Genomic DNA, 19,159 nt, shown 5'->3' on the forward strand with positions numbered 1-19,159 from the left:
TCAGCTCTCGCCGCCGGCGTTGCCGCTCGTTCCCGCCGTCACGTCGTTCAAGCGGTACTTCTCGATCGCCTGCGCCGACAGGGCGCGGTCGACCTTGCCCTCCTCGGCGAGCGACTGGAGCGTGCGCACCACGAGCGACGGACCGTCGATCTTGAAGAAACGACGTGCCGCGGCGCGCGTGTCGGAGAAGCCGAATCCGTCGGCGCCGAGGGTGGCGTACGAGCCCGGAACCCACTTGCGGATCTGGTCCTGCACAGCGTGTTCGAAGTCGCTGACGGCGAGCACCGGGCCTTCGGCATCGCGGAGCTTCTCGGTGAGGTACGCGGTGCGCGGTTCGTCGAGCGGGTGCAGGAAGTTGTGCTCGTCGACGGCGAGGCCGTCGCGGCGCAGCTCCGACCAGCTGGTCACCGACCAGACGTCGGCGACGACACCCCAGTCATCGCGCAGCAGCTGCTGCGCTTCGAGCGCCCACGGCACGCCGACGCCCGAGGCGAGCAGCTGGGCGCGCGGGCCTTCGCCCGTGCCCTCCGAGATGCGGTGGATGCCTCGGATGATGCCGTCGACGTCGACGCCCTCCGGCTCGGCGGGCTGCACGAGCGGCTCGTTGTACACCGTGAGGTAGTACATGACGTCGGGGTCGGGGTGATTGCCGCCGTACATGCGGTCGAGGCCCGCGCGCACGATGTGCGCGATTTCGTAGCCGTATGCGGGGTCGTAGGAGATCACGGCCGGGTTCGTCGAGGCCAGCAGCGGCGAGTGGCCGTCGGCGTGCTGCGTGCCCTCGCCGGTGAGCGTCGTGCGCCCGGCGGTCGCGCCGATCAGGAAGCCGCGCGCCATCTGGTCACCGGCCGCCCACAGGGCGTCGCCCGTGCGCTGGAAGCCGAACATCGAGTAGAAGATGTAGACCGGGATGAGCGGCTCGCCGTGCGTGGAGTACGACGTGCCTGCAGCGGTGAACGCAGCGGTCGCGCCGGCCTCGTTGATGCCGACGTGCACGATCTGGCCCTGCGGGCTCTCCTTGTACGCCAGCAGCAGTTCGCGGTCGACGGAGGTGTAGTTCTGGCCGTGCGGGTTGTAGATCTTCGCGGTCGGGAAGAACGCGTCGATGCCGAACGTGCGTGCCTCGTCGGGGATGATCGGCACGATGCGGTTGCCGAAGCCCTTGGCGCGCAGCAGGTCCTTCAGCAGGCGCACGAACGCCATGGTCGTGGCGACCTCCTGCGTGCCCGAACCCTTCTTCGGCAGCGCGTACGCCGCGTCCCCGGGCAGCTCGATGGGCACGTGGTGCGTGCGGCGCTCCGGGAGGAAGCCGCCCAGCGCGCGCCGGCGCTCGACCATGTACTCGATCGTCTCGTCCTGGAGACCCGGGTTGAAGTACGGCGGCAGGTAGGGGTTCTCCTCGAGCTGCGCGTCGGTGATCGGAATGCGCATCGAGTCGCGGAAGTGCTTGAGGTCGTCGAGGGTCATCTTCTTCATCTGGTGGGTCGCGTTGCGGCCCTCGAAGTGGTGACCGAGACCGTAGCCCTTGATCGTCTTGGCGATGATGACCGTGGGCTGGCCCTTGTGCTCGACGGCGGCCTTGTAGGCGGCGTAGAGCTTCTGGTAATCGAGGCCGCCGCGGCGCAGGCCACCCCAGATGTAGTCGTCGGAGAGGTCCTTGACCATCGCGGCGGTGCGCTCGTCGCGGCCGAAGAAGTGGTCGCGGATGAACTTGCCGTCCTCGGCGCGATACGTCTGGAAGTCGCCGTCGGGAGTGGTGTTCATGAGGCGCACGAGCGCGCCGTCGACATCCTTCTTCAGCAGGTCGTCCCAGCCGCGGCCCCAGACGACCTTGATGACGTTCCAGCCGGCGCCGCGGAAGAACGCCTCGAGCTCCTGGATGATCTTGCCGTTGCCGCGCACGGGGCCGTCGAGGCGCTGCAGGTTGGCGTTGATGACGAACGTGAGGTTGTCGAGCCCCTCGTTGGCGGCGACCTGCAGCTGGCCACGGCTCTCGACCTCGTCCATCTCGCCGTCGCCGAGGAAGGCCCACACGTGCGAATCGGAGAGGTCCTTGATCCCGCGGTTGGTGAGGTACTTGTTGTTCATCGCCTGGTAGATGGCGTTGATCGGGCCGAGGCCCATCGACACCGTCGGGAACTGCCAGTAGTCGGGGAACACGCGGGGGTGCGGGTAGGAGGGGAGGCCGTTGGGGGCCGCCGACTTCTCCTGACGGAAGCCGTCGAGCTGGTCCTGGCTGAGGCGGCCCTCGAGGAACGAGCGGGCGTAGATGCCGGGCGAGGCATGGCCCTGGATGAAGATCTGGTCGCCGCCGTTCGGGTCGTCCAGACCCTTGAAGAAGTGGTTGAAGCCGACTTCGTACAGCGACGCCGACGAGGCGTACGTCGAGATGTGGCCGCCGACGCCGATGCCGGGTCGCTGCGCGCGGTGCACGGTGATCGCGGCGTTCCAGCGGATCCAGCGGCGGTAGCGGCGCTCGAGCTCTTCGTCACCGGGGAACTCGGGCTCGTTCTCGGGGGCGATCGTGTTGATGTAGTCGGTGACGGGGACCTGGGGCACGTTCAGCTGCAGCTCGTGCGACTTGTTCAGCAGGCTCAGCATGATCTCGCGACCGCGACCGGCGCCCTTCGCGTCGACGAGCTGCTGCAGCGATTCCTGCCACTCGTGCGTCTCTTCGGGATCGCTGTCCTGCGGGCCCTGCGAGTACGGATCCTGATCGTTGACCGTCACGAGACACCTTTCGTCATCTGGCAGATCGTGCCAGGTAGGGGCTTCGGGAGCGCGCGGCGTTGTGCAGCGTCCACGACGCGTCCCTGGATCAGCCTAGTCATAATCCGAGACCGGTCGGATGCGTTTCCCGACTCCGACGCGGCTGACAGACTGGACGTCGTGCCGCACGTCGTCGCCCTCTTCCGCCACCCCCTCAAGGGCTTCACGCCCGAGACGCGCGACGAGCTCGAGGTGCAGGAGGACGGCCGGATCGCGGGGGACCGGGTGCTCGCGTTCCGGTTCGCCGACGCCGCCCGGCCGGAGGAGCGCGACGGTCTCGACTACTGGCCGAAATCGAAGGGTCTCGCGCTGCAGGACTTCCCCTCGCTCGCGCGTCTGTCGGTGGCGTACGACGACGCCGAGCGTCGCGTGCGGGTCGCCCTGGGGTCGGAGGTGCTCGTCGAGGCGGGCATCGACGAGCCGGGACGCCGCCTCGTCGTGGACACCGTCACCCAGTACGTGCTCTCCTCGCCCGATGCCGCGCGCCTGCACGCGCCGGGACGGCTGCCTCTCGTGCTCGTGGGCGACGGGGTCACGTCCCGGTTCCAGGACCGAGCGCGCGGCTTCGTGTCGGTGCACACCCGCGAGAGCGCCGAGGCCCTGGACGCGGCGCTCCCGGCATCCGTCGACGACCGGCGATTCCGCTCGAACGTCGTCATCGCCGGCGCCGCGGCCTGGTCCGAGCTCGACTGGAGCGGACCGGTGCGCATCGGCGACGTGCTCTTCGTCCCGCAGGGGCCGATCGTCCGCTGCCTCGCCACGCACGCGAACCCCGACACCGGCGAACGGGACGCGCCGATCCTCACGACCCTGACCCGCCGGTTCGGCCAGCAGCAGCCGACGCTCGGGCGCCTGCTGCTGCCGGTCTCGGGCGCCGGCCGCATCCGGGTGGGCGACGACGTGCGAGTCGACTAGCGGGCGTCGCGCTCCCGCGAGGGCGGATGTGGGCCCTGCCGGGATCGAACCGACGACATCCACGGTGTAAACGTGGCGCTCTACCAGCTGAGCTAAAGGCCCTGACGCGACCAGTCTACGAGTCGCGCCCGACCACCCTCGGCTCCGCGGGGTTGTAATACGTCTCGGCATCTTTGCCCAGGCGCGAGTGGCGGTGCGAGTAGGCGAAGTAGATCACGATCCCGATGGCGAGCCAGATGAGGAACCGCAGCCACGTCTCCACGGTCAGGTTCAGCATGAGGTAGGTGCAGATCGCGGCGGACAGGAGCGGCAGGAACGGGCTCCAGGGCACGCGGAACCCGCGCTTGAGATCGGGGCGGGTGCGTCGCAGCACGACGACGCCCACCGAGACGAGGACGAACGCCGACAGCGTGCCGATGTTGACCATCTCCTCCAGGATGCCGACGGGCGTGAACCCGGCGACGAGGGCGACGACCACGGTCACGATGATCGAGATGAGCCACGGCGTGCGACGCGTCGGGTGCACCTTGGCGAGGGCGCCCGGCAGGAGATGGTCGCGGGACATCGCGAAGATGATGCGCGTCGCGCCGATGAGGAGGGTGAGGACGACCGTGGTGAGACCGGCCACGGCGCCGGCGGAGATCACGGTCGCCATCCAGTCCTGCCCGTGATACGCGAAGGCGTTGGCGAGGGCGGCGGCGGGGTCGAGTTGATCGTAGCGGACCATGCCGGTGACGACGAACGCGACCGCGCAGTAGAGGAGAGTGCAGATCGCGAGGGAGGCGATGATGCCGATCGGCATGTCGCGCTGCGGGTTCTTCGTCTCCTCGGCGGTCGTGGCGACGACATCGAAGCCGATGTAGGCGAAGAACACCAGCGCCGCACCGGCGAAGATGCCGCCGACACCGAACGCGGTCGGCTCGATTCCGGCGAGGAACTGCAGGAGCGGCTGCGTGAGCCCCGTCGTGCTCTCGCGCGGCGCGGGGTCGGGGACGAACGGCGAGTAGTTGGCCGGGTTGATGAACATGATGCCCGCGACGATCACGAACAGCACGATGAAGAGCTTCACGCCCACGAGCACGAGGTTGACGCGCATCGATTCACGGATGCCGAGGGTCATGAGCGCGCCGAGCACGAGCACGAGCAGGATCGCCATCAGATCGACCGTGCCGCCGTATCCGATCTCGGCGGGGATCGGGGCCCCGAGCTGGGCCATGAGCGCGCCGAGATAGGCGCTCCAGCCCTGGGCGACGACGCTCGCGCCGAGGAACATCTCGAGGATGAGGTCCCACCCGATGATCCACGCGAACAGCTCGCCGAGCGACGCGTACGAGAACGTGTACGCCGACCCCGACACCGGGACCGTCGAGGCGAACTCGGCGTAGCACATCGCCGCCAGGGCGCACGCGATCGCAGCGACGACGAAGCTCACGACGATCGCAGGACCGGCGACCTCGTGTGCGGCGCGGCCGGTGAGGGTGAAGATGCCCGCGCCGATCACCACGCCGACGCCGAAGATCGTCAGATCGAGGGCGGAGAGCGACTTCTTCAGTCGGAACTCGGGCGCTTCGGTGTCGGCGATCGACCGCTCGACCGATTTCGTGCGCATCACGCTCATGGGTCCTCCTGGCGGGGATCTCCGACGGACGTCAGAGCCCACATGCTAACCGCCTCGCCGCGCCGCGGAAAGGGTCGATGCCCGACCGGCGCGGTAGGTTGGACGGGTGAAAGCACGCCCCGCCGACCAGCTCCTCCTGCTCGAGGTCGCGAGCCTCGACGCGACCATCCGCTCGTCCGACCACCAGCGGCGCAACCCCACCCAGACGGCTCGGGTGAACGAGCTGCTCGCGCAGCGTCAGTCGGAATCGGCGGTGCTCACGGGGCTGCTTGGCGAACGCGACGACGCCCGTGCCGAGCTCGGGCGGCTCGAGTCCGACGTGGCGCTCGTCGATGCCCGTGCCGCACGCGACCGCGAGCGACTCGCCTCGACGTCGAACGTGAAGGAAGCGCAGGGGCTGGAACACGAGCTCGCGTCGCTCGCGGCCCGCAAGAGCGCGCTCGAGGACGCCGAGCTCGCCCTCATGGAACGGCTCGAGACGGCGGATGCGGCGGTCGCCGCACAGGAGACGGTGATCGCGCAGATCAACGAGGCCGGCGCGCAGGCGAGTGTCGAAGGGAAGGCCGCCGTCGCCGCCGCGACGGCGACGTGGGAGGCCGCCACGCGCGACCGCGCAGCGCTCGCGGCCCAGGTGCCGGCAGAGCTCCTCGCCGCCTACGACCGGATCGCGGCCCGCGGTGTCGGCGCCGGTCTCCTGCGTCGCCGCACCTGCGAGGCGTGCCACATGGTGCTCTCCGGCACCGATCTGCAGGCGCTTCGCCAGGCGGCCGACGACGACGTCGTCACGTGCCCCGAGTGCGGCGCGATCCTCGTGCGCACCGACGAATCCGGTCTGTGAACCGATCGCGGCCATGACCGCCGCCGACGCGGACGAGATCCGCTGGCGGGTGGTCGGTCGCGAGGGCGACGCGGTGATCGTCGTCGAGCTGATGGCCGATCTGACCGAAGTCGGCCGCGCGCGGGTCGACGGAGCGGACAGCGCCGTCGTGGCGTCCGGGTCGCCTGCGTCCGTGCGCTGGGTGTGGAGCGACACGGCGCGCTGGTACCCCGCGATGCTCGCCGCCGGGGTGGTCATCGCGCGGTGCCACGACCTCCGGCTGTGCCACGCGATCCTGCGCGCGAGCACCCTCGTCCCCCCGGCCGCGCGCGCAGACCGGTCCGCTGACGCGCCCGGTGACGCGTCTCGCGACGAGCGGTGGGATGCCGCGCCGGTGGATGCCTCGTCAGCTGTCGCCCCGGCGGGGGAGCCCGCCCTCTTCGACCTCGACGACGCCCCGGCGGCACCGGTCGGCGTGCCCGACGGGATCGATGACGTGCTCGCCGAGTTTCGCCGCCAGCAGGACGCCCTCCGCGCGGCGAGCGACCCCGGTCGCCTGCGACTGCTGCTCGCCGCCGAGTCGGCGGGCGCGCTGCTCGCCGCCGAGATGCAGGCTGCCGGGGTGCCGTGGAGCCTCGACGTGCACGAAGGCATCCTCGAGGCCACGCTCGGCGCGCGTCCGACCGGCGGGGCCGCGCCCGCGCGGGTGCAGGAGGTCGCGCGGGCGGTCCGTGACGCGCTCGGCGACCCGGCGGCGAGCCTCGACTCGCAGCCGAAGCTGCTGCGGAGCCTGCACCGAATCGGGATCCACGCGCGCTCGACGAGCCGGTGGGAGCTGGCGGAGTACGACCACCCCGTGATCGCGCCGCTGCTGGAGTACAAGAAGCTGATGCGCCTCATGAGCGCCAACGGCTGGGCATGGCTCGACGAGTGGGCGCGCGGCGGCAGGTTCCGGCCCGTGTACGTGCCCGGCGGCGTCGTGACCGGGCGCTGGGCGTCGTCGGGCGGGGGAGCGCTGCAGCTGCCGCGGGCGCTGCGACCCGCGGTGCACGCCGACCCCGGGTGGACGCTCGTGGTCGCCGACGTCGCGCAGCTCGAGCCGCGCGTGCTCGCCGCGATGTCGGGCGATCTGGCCCTCGCCGAGGCGGCGCGGGGCCGCGACCTCTATGACGGGATCGTCGCGTCGGGCGCGATCGCCACGCGCGCCGAGGCGAAGATCGCGATGCTCGGCGCGATGTACGGCGCGACCACGGGCGACAGCGGGCGGCTCGTCCCCGCTCTGCGCCGCGCGTATCCGCGTGCCATGGGGCTGGTCGACGCCGCCGCCCGCACGGGAGAGAGCGGCGGCGCCGTCACGACCTGGCTCGGCCGGTCGAGCGCGCCGGCCGGTTCGGAGTGGCACGAGGTGCAGGCGCGCGCCGGTGGGCCGGATGCCGCCGACGCCGACCGCGCGCAGGCGCGCCGCTCCGCGGGCGATCGAGGTCGCTTCACGCGCAACTTCGTCGTGCAGGGAACCGCGGCCGAGTGGGCGCTCGCGTGGCTCGCCGACCTCCGGGGCCTTCTCGCCGAGCTGCCGGCGGTGCCGGTCGAACAGGGCGCCGAGGCATCCGGGCCGGTGTTCTCCCGGCGCGCGCATCTGTGCTTCTTCCTCCACGACGAGATCATCGTGCACGCGCCGCTCGCGCAGGCGGAGGCGGTGGCGGATGCGGTCGCGCGGAGCGCCGAGCGGGCCGCACGGCTGCTGTTCGGTGGCTTCCCGATCGACTTCCCGCTGGACCTCCGCATCTCGATCGACGCCGCGAAAGGGTGAGACGCGGCGCGGTCAGTCGCAGGGCGCCGCGGCGACCGGCGCGACCGTGACCGGGTTCATCATCGGGGTGTGCACGATCACCGGGTGGGGCGCCTGTCCGTCCTTGCCCGCAAGGAACCGGAAGGTCGTCGTCTGCGACTGTCCCGGTGTCAGCGCGATGCGGACGACGGATGCCGGGTTCGCGCCGGGCACATCGGTCGAGACGACGGCCGCGCCGCCGCTCTCGACTCCGCCGAAATACCAGCCGCTGGGCACCATGACGGTCACGTCGGTCGTGATGTCGCCCGGCGCTCCCGGGTTCGTGGCGCCGGTCATCGACGGGGGGTAGGTGCGCGCGGCATCCGTCAGCGTGCTCTGCAGTGTCACGGCGACCTCGACCTCCGCGACGCCGTCGGCCCGGCACACGCGCGTGGAGGGATCGACCTGCACATCGAGAAAGGTGTCGAGCTTTCCGGTGGTCGCGTCGTTGAAGTACACGCCGATGGCGTCGTCTCCGGCGGCCCGATACCGGGCGAGCGTGCCGGCGAGCGGGCCCTCGGCGAGCACCGCCTGTTCGTCGGCGTGCGCGCTCCACACCGAGACGCGGCCCTGCGCGACGGGCTCGGCCAGCGCCTGCGCCCAGGCGGCCACGTCGAACGGCGTGTCGAGCAGCGTCTCGAAGAGGTGCGGGGTGAGGTCGCTCTGCATCGCGGTCTGCTCGAGCGGGGTGCGTTCGAGGTACGGACGCACGAGCATCTGCTCGATCACCGAGGCGGTGTCGACGACCGAGCCGTCGGAGAGCGTGAGCGGGCCGGTGATCCGCAGCAGCGCACGGAGCACGATCGGGTCGATCGACACGATCGCATCGGGCGCCGGCTGGGCGAGTGTCTGCCACCACGCCGACGCGAGACGGGCGCTCAGATCGAAGTCGGGGGTGACGGTGATGTTGGTGACGTATCGACCGAACGTCGGGCCGTACAGAGCGGTGAGTTCGGTCGGGAGCTCCATGGCCGGCGGTGCGCTCCGTGCGAAGCTCGCCGAGTCGGCGTGCGCTCCGACGCTCAGCTTTCCGTCCGTCGCGCGCACCTCGATGAACGAACCGGTGATGCCGCCACCGGTGCGCGCCTCCGCGGCGTTCTGCACCATCACGAGCAGCGTGCGGTCGCCGTCCGCTCCGAGCATCGCCGGCAGGGTCGACGCGGCCGACGCCGCGTCGTCGAGGAGCGGCGCGGCATCCGTCACGAACGCGCGGATGTCTGTCACGCCCTCGCGCAACGGCGGCAGCAGGGCGCCGGGGTCGATGCGGTCGAGTTCGGTCTGCGCATGGGCGGCCGCGTCGGCGGTCTGGCGCAGCGGCGCGGTGAGCCCCTGGATGCGGGCGAGATCGACGCCCGGCTCGGTGCCAGTGCCTGCATGCATGGCTTCGAGGAGCGGGTCGGCCGCGGCTGTCAGGTCGCGCACCGACTCCGCTGACACGCGCACCGCCGCGGCATTCGGTCCGGCGAACGGCAGCACCTCCGCGGCGCGCCAGAGCGGGTCGGAGGTGAGCTCGGCGGCACGGGCGGCGTGGGCGTGCACGTCGTCGAGTGCCGTCTGCGCGGCCGGCATGTCGCGCGTGCCGATCGCCGCCGTCAGCGTCGTCCGTTCCGCCTGCACCTTCTCCAGCTCGCCCTTCGCGAGCCACGCCCGCACGCCGAGCCACGCGGCGATGCCGACGATGAGGGCGAGCACCACCCCGATGGCGGGGAGGAGCCAGCGCCGGCGACCCGTGCGCGGCGGAGCGGTCGTCGGAGCGTCAGCCACGCGCGCGACGGGAGCGTCGCACGACGAGGAGCGTCCCTCCGGCGATGACGAGTGCGCCCGCCCCCCAGAGGAACGGGAGTACCGCGGCCGCGTCGCCACCAGTGGAGGGCAGGCTCAGCCCGGCCGTCGTGACGGTCGCCCCGGGAGGCGAGGTCAGGCACTGCGGCGTCGACGGCGGGTACGACAGCGGCACCGACAGCGTCGGGTTCACCTCGATCGTCGCGGTGATCTCCCCGCGCGTCCACGCGAAGTTGCCGGCGGTCTCGACCCACTCGCCGTTCGTGTACTCCCAGCCCGGCCAGCCGTTGCCGCGTCCGTCGTCGCCGACCGAGGCGCCCGGCCACAGCACGGCGCCCGAGAGTCGGCCGTCGACGAGCTCGCCGAGCGGGATCGTGACGCTGTCGCTGCCGTTGGAGAGCACGAGCCGGGCGGTGTGCCCCGTGGCGACGTTGCTCGGATTGTTGAGGGCCACGGAGTACGTGATCCACGGCACGTCCGCGGAGCAGGCGGGCGAGACGCTCGACCCGCTCAGCGACGGTGTCACCGGCGGTGACGGCGCGTAGGAGTCCGAATCGGTGGCCGCCGCGGCGGCACTGGACACGCCGAGCACCAGCAACGCGGCGCACGCAACGGAAAGAAGAAACTTGCGCATGACTGCCTCCCCAATGGCAATCGGACCCAACCCCCCAGCCGGGCCCGCGCGAACACCGTAGCACGCCGGAGAGGCGGCGGACAGTAGACTCGACGGGCGAATGGGTCGGCTGGACGGTCGCGTGGCGGGGGAGACCCCGCGCCGAGGAACGTCCGGGCTCCACAGGGCAGGGCGGTGGGTAACACCCACCCGGAGCGATCCGCGAGACAGTGCCACAGAGAGCAGACCGCCCCGGTTTTCCGGGGTAAGGGTGAAAGGGTGGTGTAAGAGACCACCGGGGTCGTGGTGACACGACCCGCACGGTAAACCTCGCCCGGAGCAAGGTCAGACAGGGGATGTGGACGCGGCCCGCCGAGTCCCCGGGTAGACCGCTGGAGCGGCACGGCAACGTGTCGCCGAGAGAGATGACCGTCCACGGGGCCTCGCTTCGGTGAAGACCCCCGGACAGAACCCGGCGTACAGGCCGGCCCATTCGCCCCCTCAGTCGGCCGTCAGCGACAGCGCCGCGGCGCCGATGATCCCCGCGTTGTTGCGGTCGCGTGCCGGCACGATCGGCGTCTGCAGGTCCAGCAGCGGCAGGAACTCGTCGGCGTGCTTGGAGACACCGCCACCGACGATGAACAGGTCCGGGCTGAAGAGGAATTCGAGGTGGTTGTAGTACGCCTGCAGGCGGCCTGCCCACTCCTTCCACGACAGTGACTCGCGCTCCATCGCGGAGTAGGCGGCAACGGCCTCGAAGTCCTTCTTCTTCTCCGCGCGCTGCAGGTGACCGAGCTCGGAGTTCGGGATGAGGACCCCGTTGTACAGCAGCGCCGTGCCGATCCCCGTTCCGAGGGTCGTGAGGATCACGAGCCCGTCGACATCGCGGGCCGCGCCGTAGCGCACCTCGGCGATCCCGGCGACGTCGGCGTCATTGGCGAAGTGGATCTCGCGGCCGAGCCCCTCCTCGAAGAACTCCTCTGCCTCGAATCCGATCCACTTCTGCGAGACGTTGGCCGCCGACATGGTGCGGCCGCGTCGCACGATCGCGGGGAACGCGACACCGAGCGGCACCTCGGCATCCGCCACGCCGAGCGTGTCGAGCACGACTCGCACGGCCGCCAGCACGTCATCCGGCTCGGCGCCCGCGGGCGTCGCGACCTTCACGCGATCGGTGAGCAGCACACCCTCTTCGAGGTCGACCAGAGCTCCCTTGATGCCGGTGCCGCCGATGTCCACTCCGACCGCACGGGTCGCTTTCGTCGTCATGACGACCAGCCTATCCAGCCCGCGGCATCGGTCCGTAGGATCGTACGCAACGACACAGAAGGAGTCGGCGATGTCCGGTGGCGAAGAGAAGTACTGGTACAACCTCACGACGGGCGCCGTCGAGCGCGGATTCGAGTCGCCGGCGATCGATCGCGCGGGTCCCTTCGACACGGCGGAGGAGGCCGCGAACGCACCGAAGCTCCTCGCGGAGCGCGCGCGGGCCTGGGCGGAGGAGGATGCCGCGGAAGACGCGTGGGGTTCGGGCCCCGCGAGTGACCAGGACGGCACCGCGGCCCGATAGTCTGGCCTTCGAGTCGGTCGCGCGTGCGCGGGCCGTGTGGGAGAGGACGCGATGGACAAGCAGCGGGACTTCGTACTGCGCACGATCGAGGAGCGGGGCATCAAGTTCGTCAGGCTGTGGTTCACCGATGTGATCGGCACGCTCAAGTCGGTGGCGATCGCCCCCGCCGAGGTCGAGGGTGCCTTCACCGAGGGTCTCGGGTTCGACGGCTCGGCCATCGAGGGTCTCACCCGCTCGTACGAGTCGGACCTCCTCGCCCATCCGGACCCGACGACCTTCCAGATCCTTCCCTGGCGCGGCGAGATCGACCCGACCGCGCGCATGTTCTGCGACATCACGACGCCCGACGGACAACCCGCCGTCGCTGACCCCCGCCACGTACTCAAGCGCACGCTCGCGAAGGCGGCGGACGCCGGGTTCACGTTCTATACGCACCCCGAGATCGAGTTCTATCTGCTGAAGTCGTCGTCCTTCGGCCCGGAAGGTCCCGAACCGGTCGACTCGGCGGGCTACTTCGACAACGTCCCCGGCGGCACCGCCCACGACTTCCGCCGGCGCAGTGTGCGCATGCTCGAAGACCTCGGCATCTCGGTGGAGTACAGCCATCACGAGGGCGGCCCGGGCCAGAACGAGATCGATCTGCGCTACGCCGACGCCCTCGCGACGGCCGACAACATCATGACGTTCCGCACGGTCGTCAAAGAGGTCGCGATCGAACAGGGCGTCTACGCGACATTCATGCCCAAGCCCCTCTCGGGCAAGCCCGGCAGCGGCATGCACACGCACATGTCGCTGTTCGAGGGCGACCGCAACGCCTTCTACGAAGAAGGTGCGCAGTACCAGCTGTCGAAGGTCGGTCGTCAGTTCATCGCCGGGCTGCTGACGCACGCCAACGAGATCGCGGCCGTCACGAACCAGTTCGTGAACTCGTATAAGCGACTGTGGGGCGGCGATGAGGCGCCGAGCTTCATCTGCTGGGGCCACAACAACCGTTCCGCGCTGGTGCGGGTGCCGATGTACAAGCCGAACAAGGGACAGTCGACCCGCGTCGAGTACCGCGCGCTCGACTCGGCGGCGAACCCCTACCTCGCCTACGCGCTCCTGCTGGCCGCGGGCCTCAAGGGCATCGAGGAGGGGTACGACCTGCCGTCCGAGGCGGAGGACAACGTCTGGTCGCTGACCGATGCCGAGCGCCGGGCGCTCGGCTACGCGCAGCTGCCCGCGAGCCTCGACCACGCGCTGGAGTACATGGAGGAGTCCGAACTCGTCGCCGAGACGCTCGGCGAGCAGGTCTTCAACTACGTGCTCCTCAACAAGCGCCGCGAGTGGCAGGAGTACCGCGCCCAGGTCACGCCCTTCGAGCTGAAGAGCAACCTGGAGATGCTCTGACCCGCGATGGCCGGCACAGAGCGAGCATCGGGCCGCACGACCCTCGCGCGCGACGGGTTCAGCGAGCTCGGCGACGCCGATCGCCTCCTGACCGAGCTCTCCGACGCGGTCGGGATGCCGCGCGAGGAGATCCTCGTCGGCGCGGCGTCGGCCGCCGATCCCGATGCCGCACTGTCGGCCCTCGCCCGGATCGCGCGCCGTGATCCGGCGGCGGTCGGCTCGGCGCTCCGCCGGGTCGGCCCGACGCTCTGGCTGCTTCTCGGCGCGTCGAGCGGCTTCGCCGAGTTCTATCAGCGGCATCCCGAGGAACTGGCCGAGCTGCCCGAACCGGGTGGGGCGCTCCCGAGCGGTGACGACCTCGTCGCCGAGCTGCGCGCGGCAGTCGACGCGGATGCCTCCGGCTTCGCCGCACACGGCGACGAGTCGGCGTGGGTCGCCCTACGCGTGCGCTATCGGCGTCTGCTCGCCCGGATCGCGGCGTTCGACCTGTCCGCCGACGACCCCGTCGCGGTGCTGCCGGCAGTCGCGGCGGCACTCGCGGATGCGGCGGGGGCGGCGCTCGAGGCATCCCTCTGCGTCGCCCGCACGCGTGTCGCGGGTGCCGCCGGCACGGGTCTGTTTCCGCGAGATCAGGTTGCGGCGACACGGCTCGCGATCATCGGAATGGGCAAGACCGGTGCTCGTGAGCTCAACTACGTCAGCGACGTCGATGTGATCTTCGTCGGCGGCGGCACCGAGGAGCTCACCTCCGAGATCGGGGAGAGCCGGGTGATCGAGATCGCGACGCGCCTCGCGGTCCAGACGATGCGCGGCATCTCTGGCATGGAGATCGAACCGCCGTTGTGGGAGGTCGACGCCAATCTCCGCCCAGAGGGCAAGCAGGGAGCTCTCGTTCGCAGCCTCGACTCGCACCTGGCCTACTACGACCGCTGGGCGAAGAGCTGGGAGTTCCAGGCGCTACTCAAGGCGCGCCCCCTCGCCGGCGATCGCATTCTCGGAGCGGAATACGTCGAGGCGCTTCAGCCGAAGGTGTGGACGAGCGCCGCGCGCGAGAACTTCGTCGACAGCGTGCAGCGCATGCGCGAGCGTGTCACCGAGTTCATCCCCCCCGACGAGGTCGCGTACCAATTGAAGCTCGGCCCCGGAGGCATCCGCGACATCGAGTTCACGGTGCAGCTGCTGCAGCTCGTACACGGACTCGCCGACGATCGCATCCGGCAGCGCGGCACGCTCGACGCGCTCGAGGCGCTCGTCGCGGAGGGGTACATCGGGCGGGCGGATGCCGCGGCGTTCGCCCGCGACTATCGCATGCTGCGGGTGCTCGAGCACCGGATGCAGCTGCGGGAGCTGCGTCGTACGCACCTCATGCCGCAGACGCCCGAGGGGCTCCGCGTGCTCGCTCGCGCCTCGCGGCTGGCCTCGGACGGCCCGGGTGTCTGGGCTCTCTGGGAGGGGATCAACCGCGAGGTGCGCGAGATCCACGTGCGGCTGTTCTACCGGCCGCTCCTCTCCGCCGTCGCCGCACTCCCCGCCGAGGAGCAGCAGCTGTCGACGGCGCAGGCGCACGACCGACTCGCGGCGATCGGGTTCCGCGACCCCGCCGGCGCGCTCCGCCACATCGGCGCGCTCACGGGCGGCATCAGCCGCAAGGCATCCATTCAGCGTCACCTCATGCCGATCATGATCCGCTGGTTCGCCGACGGGGTCGATCCTGACTACGGACTTCTCGCGTACCGGCGCATCAGCGAGCGGCTGGGGGAGACCCCCTGGTTCCTGCGCATGCTGCGCGACTCGTCGGGCGCGGCCGAGCGGCTCACGCACGTGCTCTCCGGATCGCGATACATCGGCGAGCTGATGGAGTGGATCCCCGAGTCGGTCGCGTGGCTCGACTCGGACGACCAGCTGCGGCCGCGGAGCGGTGTCGCCCTGCAGGACGAGGCGCGGGCGATCCAGGCCCGTCACGAGACCATCGGCGACGCGATGCGCGCGGTGCGGAACCTCCGCCGGCGCGAGCTATTGCGCCTGGCGTTCGGCGCGATCCTCGGCACCCTCACGATCGAGGAGCTCGCCGAGGGGCTCACCACGGTCAGCGAGGTGACGATCCAGGCGACTCTTCGCGCCGTGCGGCGCGAGGTGGTGCCGCCGGAAGACGCGGCCCTCGACTTCTCGGTGATCGCGATGGGCCGGTTCGGTGGCGGCGAGCTCGGGTTCGGCTCCGACGCCGACGTGCTCTACGTCTACGACGCGAACGGGCTCGACCCCGAGCGTGCGCACGAGCTGTCGCGTCAGCTCGTGGCAGGCCTGCGCACCTACTCGGAGGATCAGCGCGTGCCGTTCGACCTCGACGCCGATCTCCGCCCGGAGGGCCGGAACGGCCCGCTCGTGCGCTCGCTCGACTCGTACGCCGAGTACTACCGCCGCTGGTCGCTGTCGTGGGAGGCGCAGGCCCTGCTGCGGGCGCGCGGAGTGGCCGGCAGCGTGAACCTCATCCGGCGGTTCATGGCGATCGCCGACGAGGTGCGGTATCCGGCGCAGGTGCAGGTGCAGGATCTTCGCGAGATCAAGCGGATCAAGGCCCGCGTGGAGAACGAGCGGCTGCCGCAGGGCGTCGACCGTGCGCGCCACGTGAAGCTCGGCCCCGGCGGGCTGAGCGACGTCGAGTGGCTCGTGCAGCTCATCCAGCACGAGCACGCCCACGCCCTGCCGGGCCTGCGGACGAGCTCGACGCTGGATGCGTTGGAGGCGGCCCGCGCGGCGGGGCTGGTTCCGGATGCCGCGGCCGCGCGCCTGGCCGCATCGTGGCGTCTCGCGAGCCGGCTGCGCTCGGCGAACACCCTCCTGTCCGGGCAGACGAGCGATGTGCTCCCGACCGACCGGGCCAAGCTCGACGGCATCGGGCGGCTCCTGGAGTACCCGGCCCGGTCCGCGACGCTCGTCGAGGAGGAGTGGCTGCGCACCGCGCGCCGTGCGCGCCGCGACTTCGAGAAGCTCTTCTACGGGTGAGGCCCCAGCCGCGGTTGTGTGCGCGCGCCCGGCCGCCGCAACTGCAAGGCCGCGGCGGCGACACGCCGACGATCGGGCCGCGCAGGCGGCGTGTCGCGCAGGATGCCTTGCAGTTGGGGCGCGAGGCATCCAGCCTTGACCGTGCCCACGTGCCAAACCCCCACCGCAACGCGGTGCGTTGGGAGATCAGACGCCGAAGTACAGCTCGGCTTGAGGATCTGAGAACCGGAGGGGGTTCCGCAGGCTCACACTTCCCTGCAAACACAGGGAAGTGCAATGGTGTATGGGTGGGGTCGCTGCTGCGGCTGTCCGAGAACCCGTCCGTTTACTCGATTCTTGGCCGTCCTACGGGGGTCGCTGGAGGTCTGCGGGTGGTGCCGCCTACCTCATTGGTATGAGCGACGACCGCCCCCGCCTCTGGACTCCGCACGAGCTTGCGGAGTACACGGGCATCCCGATCAGGACCTCGCTGACTGGCGGACAGAGCGTGCGCGCAGCCGAGGTCTCGGGTTGCCGCTCGTCGCACTCTCGTCGCACAACGTCCGCTACCGCGATGAGGATGTCGAGGCGTTCATCGCGCGGCGGATCGTGGCCCCGACGGATAGGGCGGGCGACTGATGGCGCGGCCGAAGCGCGCGCTCGGCGAACTCGGCAAGGTGACCTACACCGTCGAGCCGAACGGCACAGCTCACGACCGTCGCTGAGCTGGCGACGACGTGGCTGAAGACGGCGTACCACGACGACGATCCGCGGGTGCTGCGTCAGCGCCGCGAGCAGACCGTCGATGGATACGCCTCGGTGGTGCGCGCGCATGTCATCCCGCGCGCCGGGGCCATCCCCATCGCCAACATCACCGCCGACCGTGCTGATGGGCTGCTTATGGACATCGCACGGGAGAAGTCGGTGACGACCGGGAACAAGGTTCGGAACGTGATGTCGCTCATGTTCGACTGGGCGATCCCTCAGGGGCGCTTCTCGGCTGCCGGGTCGATCCAGAACACGCGGTACGGAGCGGTCGTCGTGGCGAACCCGATCCGTGCCGCCAGGCGAGCGGACGAGCCGTGGGCCGACGGCCCAACGATAAGCTGCTCGCCGGCTACATCCTCATCACGCTCGGCACCTCCGAGAGGACCGCGGAACCGATTGCGATCCGGTTCCAGGACGTGCGGTTCGAGGCGGTGGAACAACCGGATGGAAGCCTCACGATGGAGGCGCTCGTCTGGGTCGGCGGGACGATGGTTCGCACCAAGTCCCGCGGCCTGTTCCGCCAGGACTCACCCAAGGCGGAGCGGCAGAAGCGTTGGGTTCGCGTGCCGAAGTTCGCGGCGAAGGTTCTGAGCGAACTCGTGGCGAGCCACGTTCCCGACCCCGAACGCAATCCACACGACGTGCTGTTCACGTCCGAGCACGGCCGTCCGCGCGACCCGAGCGCGGTCGGCGAGTTGCTCAGGATGTTCCGCCGCGAGCTCGAGCCGGAACTGCTGGCTATCGGGGTCGACGCCGAGCATCTCACCTTCCGCAGTCCCCGCAAGGCGGTCGCTGCCGCGGTATCGGACACGGCTGGTGTCGAGGTCGCACGCGACCTGCTCGGGCACAGCAGTACCGACATCACGGAAGGGCACTATGCGAAGCGTCCCGACCTCATCGTCGAGCTCGCGGCCGACGCGCTCGACGAGGCGTTCGCGGGCATCGACGCATGAACTGAAAGGCTCAAGAAGGGGATGCCGCATGAACACTTATATTGTCCAGAGTGTGCAGGTGGAGATAGGATGGGGTCATGACCATGACGAGCTTGACGATCAACCCGGAGGATGTGCGCTCCGGCGCCGGGGCGCGCCCGGCTTGGCTGGAGCAGGTCGCCGCATATGTGCAGCAGGCGGCAGCCGATGGGGAGACGGTGACGCTGACGGCGAAGCGCCGCATGATGACCCCCGAGCAGGTCGCCGACGCGACGGGCGTGTCTCGTCCCACCATCTCGCGGAAGATCAAGGCGGGGGAGATTCGCGCGGTCAAGGTCGGCAATCGCAATCGCATCCCCTACGAGGAGTTCGAGCGGTACTGGCGTAAGACGATGGGCGACCTCGTGGTGCTGACGCGCGATGAACTCCGTGACGACCTCTTCGACGATCAGTGAGCTGACGCGCGTTCTCCTGGACGCGAACATCATCGCTAAGCCCGTCACTCGGACTCTGCTTGTCGTCGGCGGGGTGCCGAGCGGCTTCCGCGCCTTCTGGAGCCGGGCTGCCGAGCGGGGGGCCCAGGTGCACATGCGCCCGAGGGCGTTGCCGCCGTCGAGTGTCCGGGAGCGATTCGACGTCTTGCTCGGGAACGGTCGTGCTGGGTGTGACCTTCCTGTACGCAGCGCTCCTGCTCCTCGCACTCCTGATCACCCCACTGCTGGTGCCTGCACATTTGCTGGAGGAGAACCTCGGAGACGCGGTTCAAGTCGGCGACTACTTCAAGCTGGCGGTGCTGGCCAGCGCCCTGGCAACGGTCGGCGGAGCCCTGGGCGCGGGCCTGGAGAGCGACGACGAGCCGGGCGAAGTCCAGCGGAACGGGTGACAGACATCAACCGGGTCCCCGATCAGCGGGGCTCAAGCCATTGTCATCGTGCTGTCACGGCGTTCCTCGCGCACGCCGGTCGCGCGGCTTCGCCCGCTGATCCAGAGACCACCATCTCGGCGACCTATGGTGTCACAGCGCCTGGTGTCACAGCGCCTGGTGTCACAGCGACGCCGGGTCTCAAGACGGTGAAGAGCCACCATAAGATTTCCTACCTGGCTCGAAGTACGCGGACCAGCATGGCGAGAAAGTTCGTCGGGCAGATGCCTTGCGCATCTGAAAACGGCGGTCCA

Annotated in this window: 14 protein-coding genes, 1 tRNA gene, 1 other RNA gene and 1 pseudogene; 11 read left to right on the forward strand and 6 right to left on the reverse strand. The window is 70.2% G+C overall.

Features of this window, described 5'->3' with window-relative positions:
* Positions 1-2,730, reverse strand: coding sequence for a pyruvate dehydrogenase (acetyl-transferring), homodimeric type (gene aceE, locus LOK55_RS06580; protein ID WP_229934734.1), 2,730 nt, complete (start codon positions 2,728-2,730; stop codon positions 1-3).
* A 159-nt stretch (positions 2,731-2,889) separates the two neighbouring features.
* Here aceE and LOK55_RS06585 point away from each other — a divergent pair, with 159 nt between their 5' ends.
* Positions 2,890-3,684: an MOSC domain-containing protein gene (locus tag LOK55_RS06585; protein WP_229934735.1), complete on the forward strand. Its 795-nt coding sequence runs from the start codon at positions 2,890-2,892 to the stop codon at positions 3,682-3,684.
* A gap of 29 nt (positions 3,685-3,713) precedes the next feature.
* On the opposite strand, the gene LOK55_RS06590 is transcribed toward LOK55_RS06585, so the two are convergent.
* Positions 3,714-3,786, reverse strand: a tRNA-Val gene (locus LOK55_RS06590).
* A gap of 13 nt (positions 3,787-3,799) precedes the next feature.
* Positions 3,800-5,302, reverse strand: coding sequence for an amino acid permease (locus LOK55_RS06595; protein ID WP_229934736.1), 1,503 nt, complete (start codon positions 5,300-5,302; stop codon positions 3,800-3,802).
* A 106-nt stretch (positions 5,303-5,408) separates the two neighbouring features.
* On the opposite strand from LOK55_RS06595, the gene LOK55_RS06600 reads away from it, so the two are divergent.
* A complete protein-coding gene (locus LOK55_RS06600) occupies positions 5,409-6,140 on the forward strand; it encodes a zinc ribbon domain-containing protein (RefSeq protein ID WP_229934737.1) in 732 nt (243 codons plus the stop codon).
* A 13-nt stretch (positions 6,141-6,153) separates the two neighbouring features.
* On the forward strand, positions 6,154-7,929 hold the full coding sequence (locus LOK55_RS06605) for a bifunctional 3'-5' exonuclease/DNA polymerase (protein ID WP_229934738.1): 1,776 nt from the start codon (positions 6,154-6,156) through the stop codon (positions 7,927-7,929).
* 12 nt (positions 7,930-7,941) lie between these two features.
* On the opposite strand, the gene LOK55_RS14235 is transcribed toward LOK55_RS06605, so the two are convergent.
* Positions 7,942-9,711: a DUF4012 domain-containing protein gene (locus LOK55_RS14235; protein ID WP_229934739.1), complete on the reverse strand. Its 1,770-nt coding sequence runs from the start codon at positions 9,709-9,711 to the stop codon at positions 7,942-7,944.
* On the reverse strand, positions 9,704-10,363 hold the full coding sequence (locus LOK55_RS06615) for an LPXTG cell wall anchor domain-containing protein (protein WP_229934740.1): 660 nt from the start codon (positions 10,361-10,363) through the stop codon (positions 9,704-9,706). Before LOK55_RS06615 ends, LOK55_RS14235 begins: the two co-directional genes overlap by 8 nt.
* Before the next feature lie 101 nt (positions 10,364-10,464).
* Between LOK55_RS06615 and rnpB the strand changes: the two genes are divergently transcribed.
* Positions 10,465-10,838: RNase P RNA component class A (gene rnpB / locus LOK55_RS06620), an RNA gene on the forward strand.
* Positions 10,839-10,843: 5 nt separating this feature from the next.
* Here rnpB and ppgK read toward each other — a convergent pair.
* Positions 10,844-11,611: a polyphosphate--glucose phosphotransferase gene (ppgK, locus tag LOK55_RS06625; protein WP_229934741.1), complete on the reverse strand. Its 768-nt coding sequence runs from the start codon at positions 11,609-11,611 to the stop codon at positions 10,844-10,846.
* Between the two features lie 70 nt (positions 11,612-11,681).
* On the opposite strand from ppgK, the gene LOK55_RS06630 reads away from it, so the two are divergent.
* The 7 genes and pseudogenes from LOK55_RS06630 to LOK55_RS06660 all read left to right on the forward strand — a co-directional run bounded on the left by LOK55_RS06630 (position 11,682) and on the right by LOK55_RS06660 (position 18,866).
* Complete coding sequence (locus LOK55_RS06630) at positions 11,682-11,912, forward strand: SPOR domain-containing protein (RefSeq protein WP_229934742.1); 231 nt, start codon at positions 11,682-11,684, stop codon at positions 11,910-11,912.
* A gap of 51 nt (positions 11,913-11,963) precedes the next feature.
* Positions 11,964-13,301, forward strand: a complete 1,338-nt coding sequence (glnA, locus tag LOK55_RS06635; RefSeq protein WP_229934743.1) for a type I glutamate--ammonia ligase — start codon at positions 11,964-11,966, stop codon at positions 13,299-13,301.
* Positions 13,302-13,307: 6 nt separating this feature from the next.
* Complete coding sequence (locus tag LOK55_RS06640) at positions 13,308-16,304, forward strand: bifunctional [glutamine synthetase] adenylyltransferase/[glutamine synthetase]-adenylyl-L-tyrosine phosphorylase (protein WP_229934744.1); 2,997 nt, start codon at positions 13,308-13,310, stop codon at positions 16,302-16,304.
* An 801-nt stretch (positions 16,305-17,105) separates the two neighbouring features.
* A pseudogene (locus LOK55_RS14405) lies at positions 17,106-17,222 on the forward strand (hypothetical protein); the annotation flags it as partial.
* Between the two features lie 287 nt (positions 17,223-17,509).
* Positions 17,510-18,004 (forward strand): tyrosine-type recombinase/integrase, encoded by a 495-nt coding sequence (locus LOK55_RS06650; protein ID WP_374107627.1) that lies wholly within the window; start codon positions 17,510-17,512, stop codon positions 18,002-18,004.
* Between the two features lie 77 nt (positions 18,005-18,081).
* Positions 18,082-18,438, forward strand: coding sequence for a helix-turn-helix domain-containing protein (locus LOK55_RS06655; protein WP_229934747.1), 357 nt, complete (start codon positions 18,082-18,084; stop codon positions 18,436-18,438).
* Positions 18,439-18,638: 200 nt separating this feature from the next.
* On the forward strand, positions 18,639-18,866 hold the full coding sequence (locus tag LOK55_RS06660) for a hypothetical protein (RefSeq protein ID WP_229934748.1): 228 nt from the start codon (positions 18,639-18,641) through the stop codon (positions 18,864-18,866).
* Positions 18,867-19,159 lie beyond the last annotated feature (293 nt).

Source organism: Microbacterium sp. F2E (assembly GCF_020905435.1).
In the GTDB taxonomy this organism is placed as follows: Bacteria; Actinomycetota; Actinomycetes; order Actinomycetales; family Microbacteriaceae; genus Microbacterium; species Microbacterium lacticum.

Coding starts and splice junctions, on each gene's coding strand:
- glnA (WP_229934743.1), top strand. CDS start 11,964: ATGGACAAGCAGCGGGACTTCGTACTGCGCACGATCGAGGAGCGGGGC.
- LOK55_RS06650 (WP_374107627.1), top strand. CDS start 17,510: ATGGAGGCGCTCGTCTGGGTCGGCGGGACGATGGTTCGCACCAAGTCC.
- ppgK (WP_229934741.1), bottom strand. CDS start 11,611: ATGACGACGAAAGCGACCCGTGCGGTCGGAGTGGACATCGGCGGCACC.
- LOK55_RS06640 (WP_229934744.1), top strand. CDS start 13,308: ATGGCCGGCACAGAGCGAGCATCGGGCCGCACGACCCTCGCGCGCGAC.
- LOK55_RS06605 (WP_229934738.1), top strand. CDS start 6,154: ATGACCGCCGCCGACGCGGACGAGATCCGCTGGCGGGTGGTCGGTCGC.
- LOK55_RS06655 (WP_229934747.1), top strand. CDS start 18,082: ATGACCATGACGAGCTTGACGATCAACCCGGAGGATGTGCGCTCCGGC.
- LOK55_RS06630 (WP_229934742.1), top strand. CDS start 11,682: ATGTCCGGTGGCGAAGAGAAGTACTGGTACAACCTCACGACGGGCGCC.
- LOK55_RS06595 (WP_229934736.1), bottom strand. CDS start 5,302: ATGAGCGTGATGCGCACGAAATCGGTCGAGCGGTCGATCGCCGACACC.
- LOK55_RS06615 (WP_229934740.1), bottom strand. CDS start 10,363: ATGCGCAAGTTTCTTCTTTCCGTTGCGTGCGCCGCGTTGCTGGTGCTC.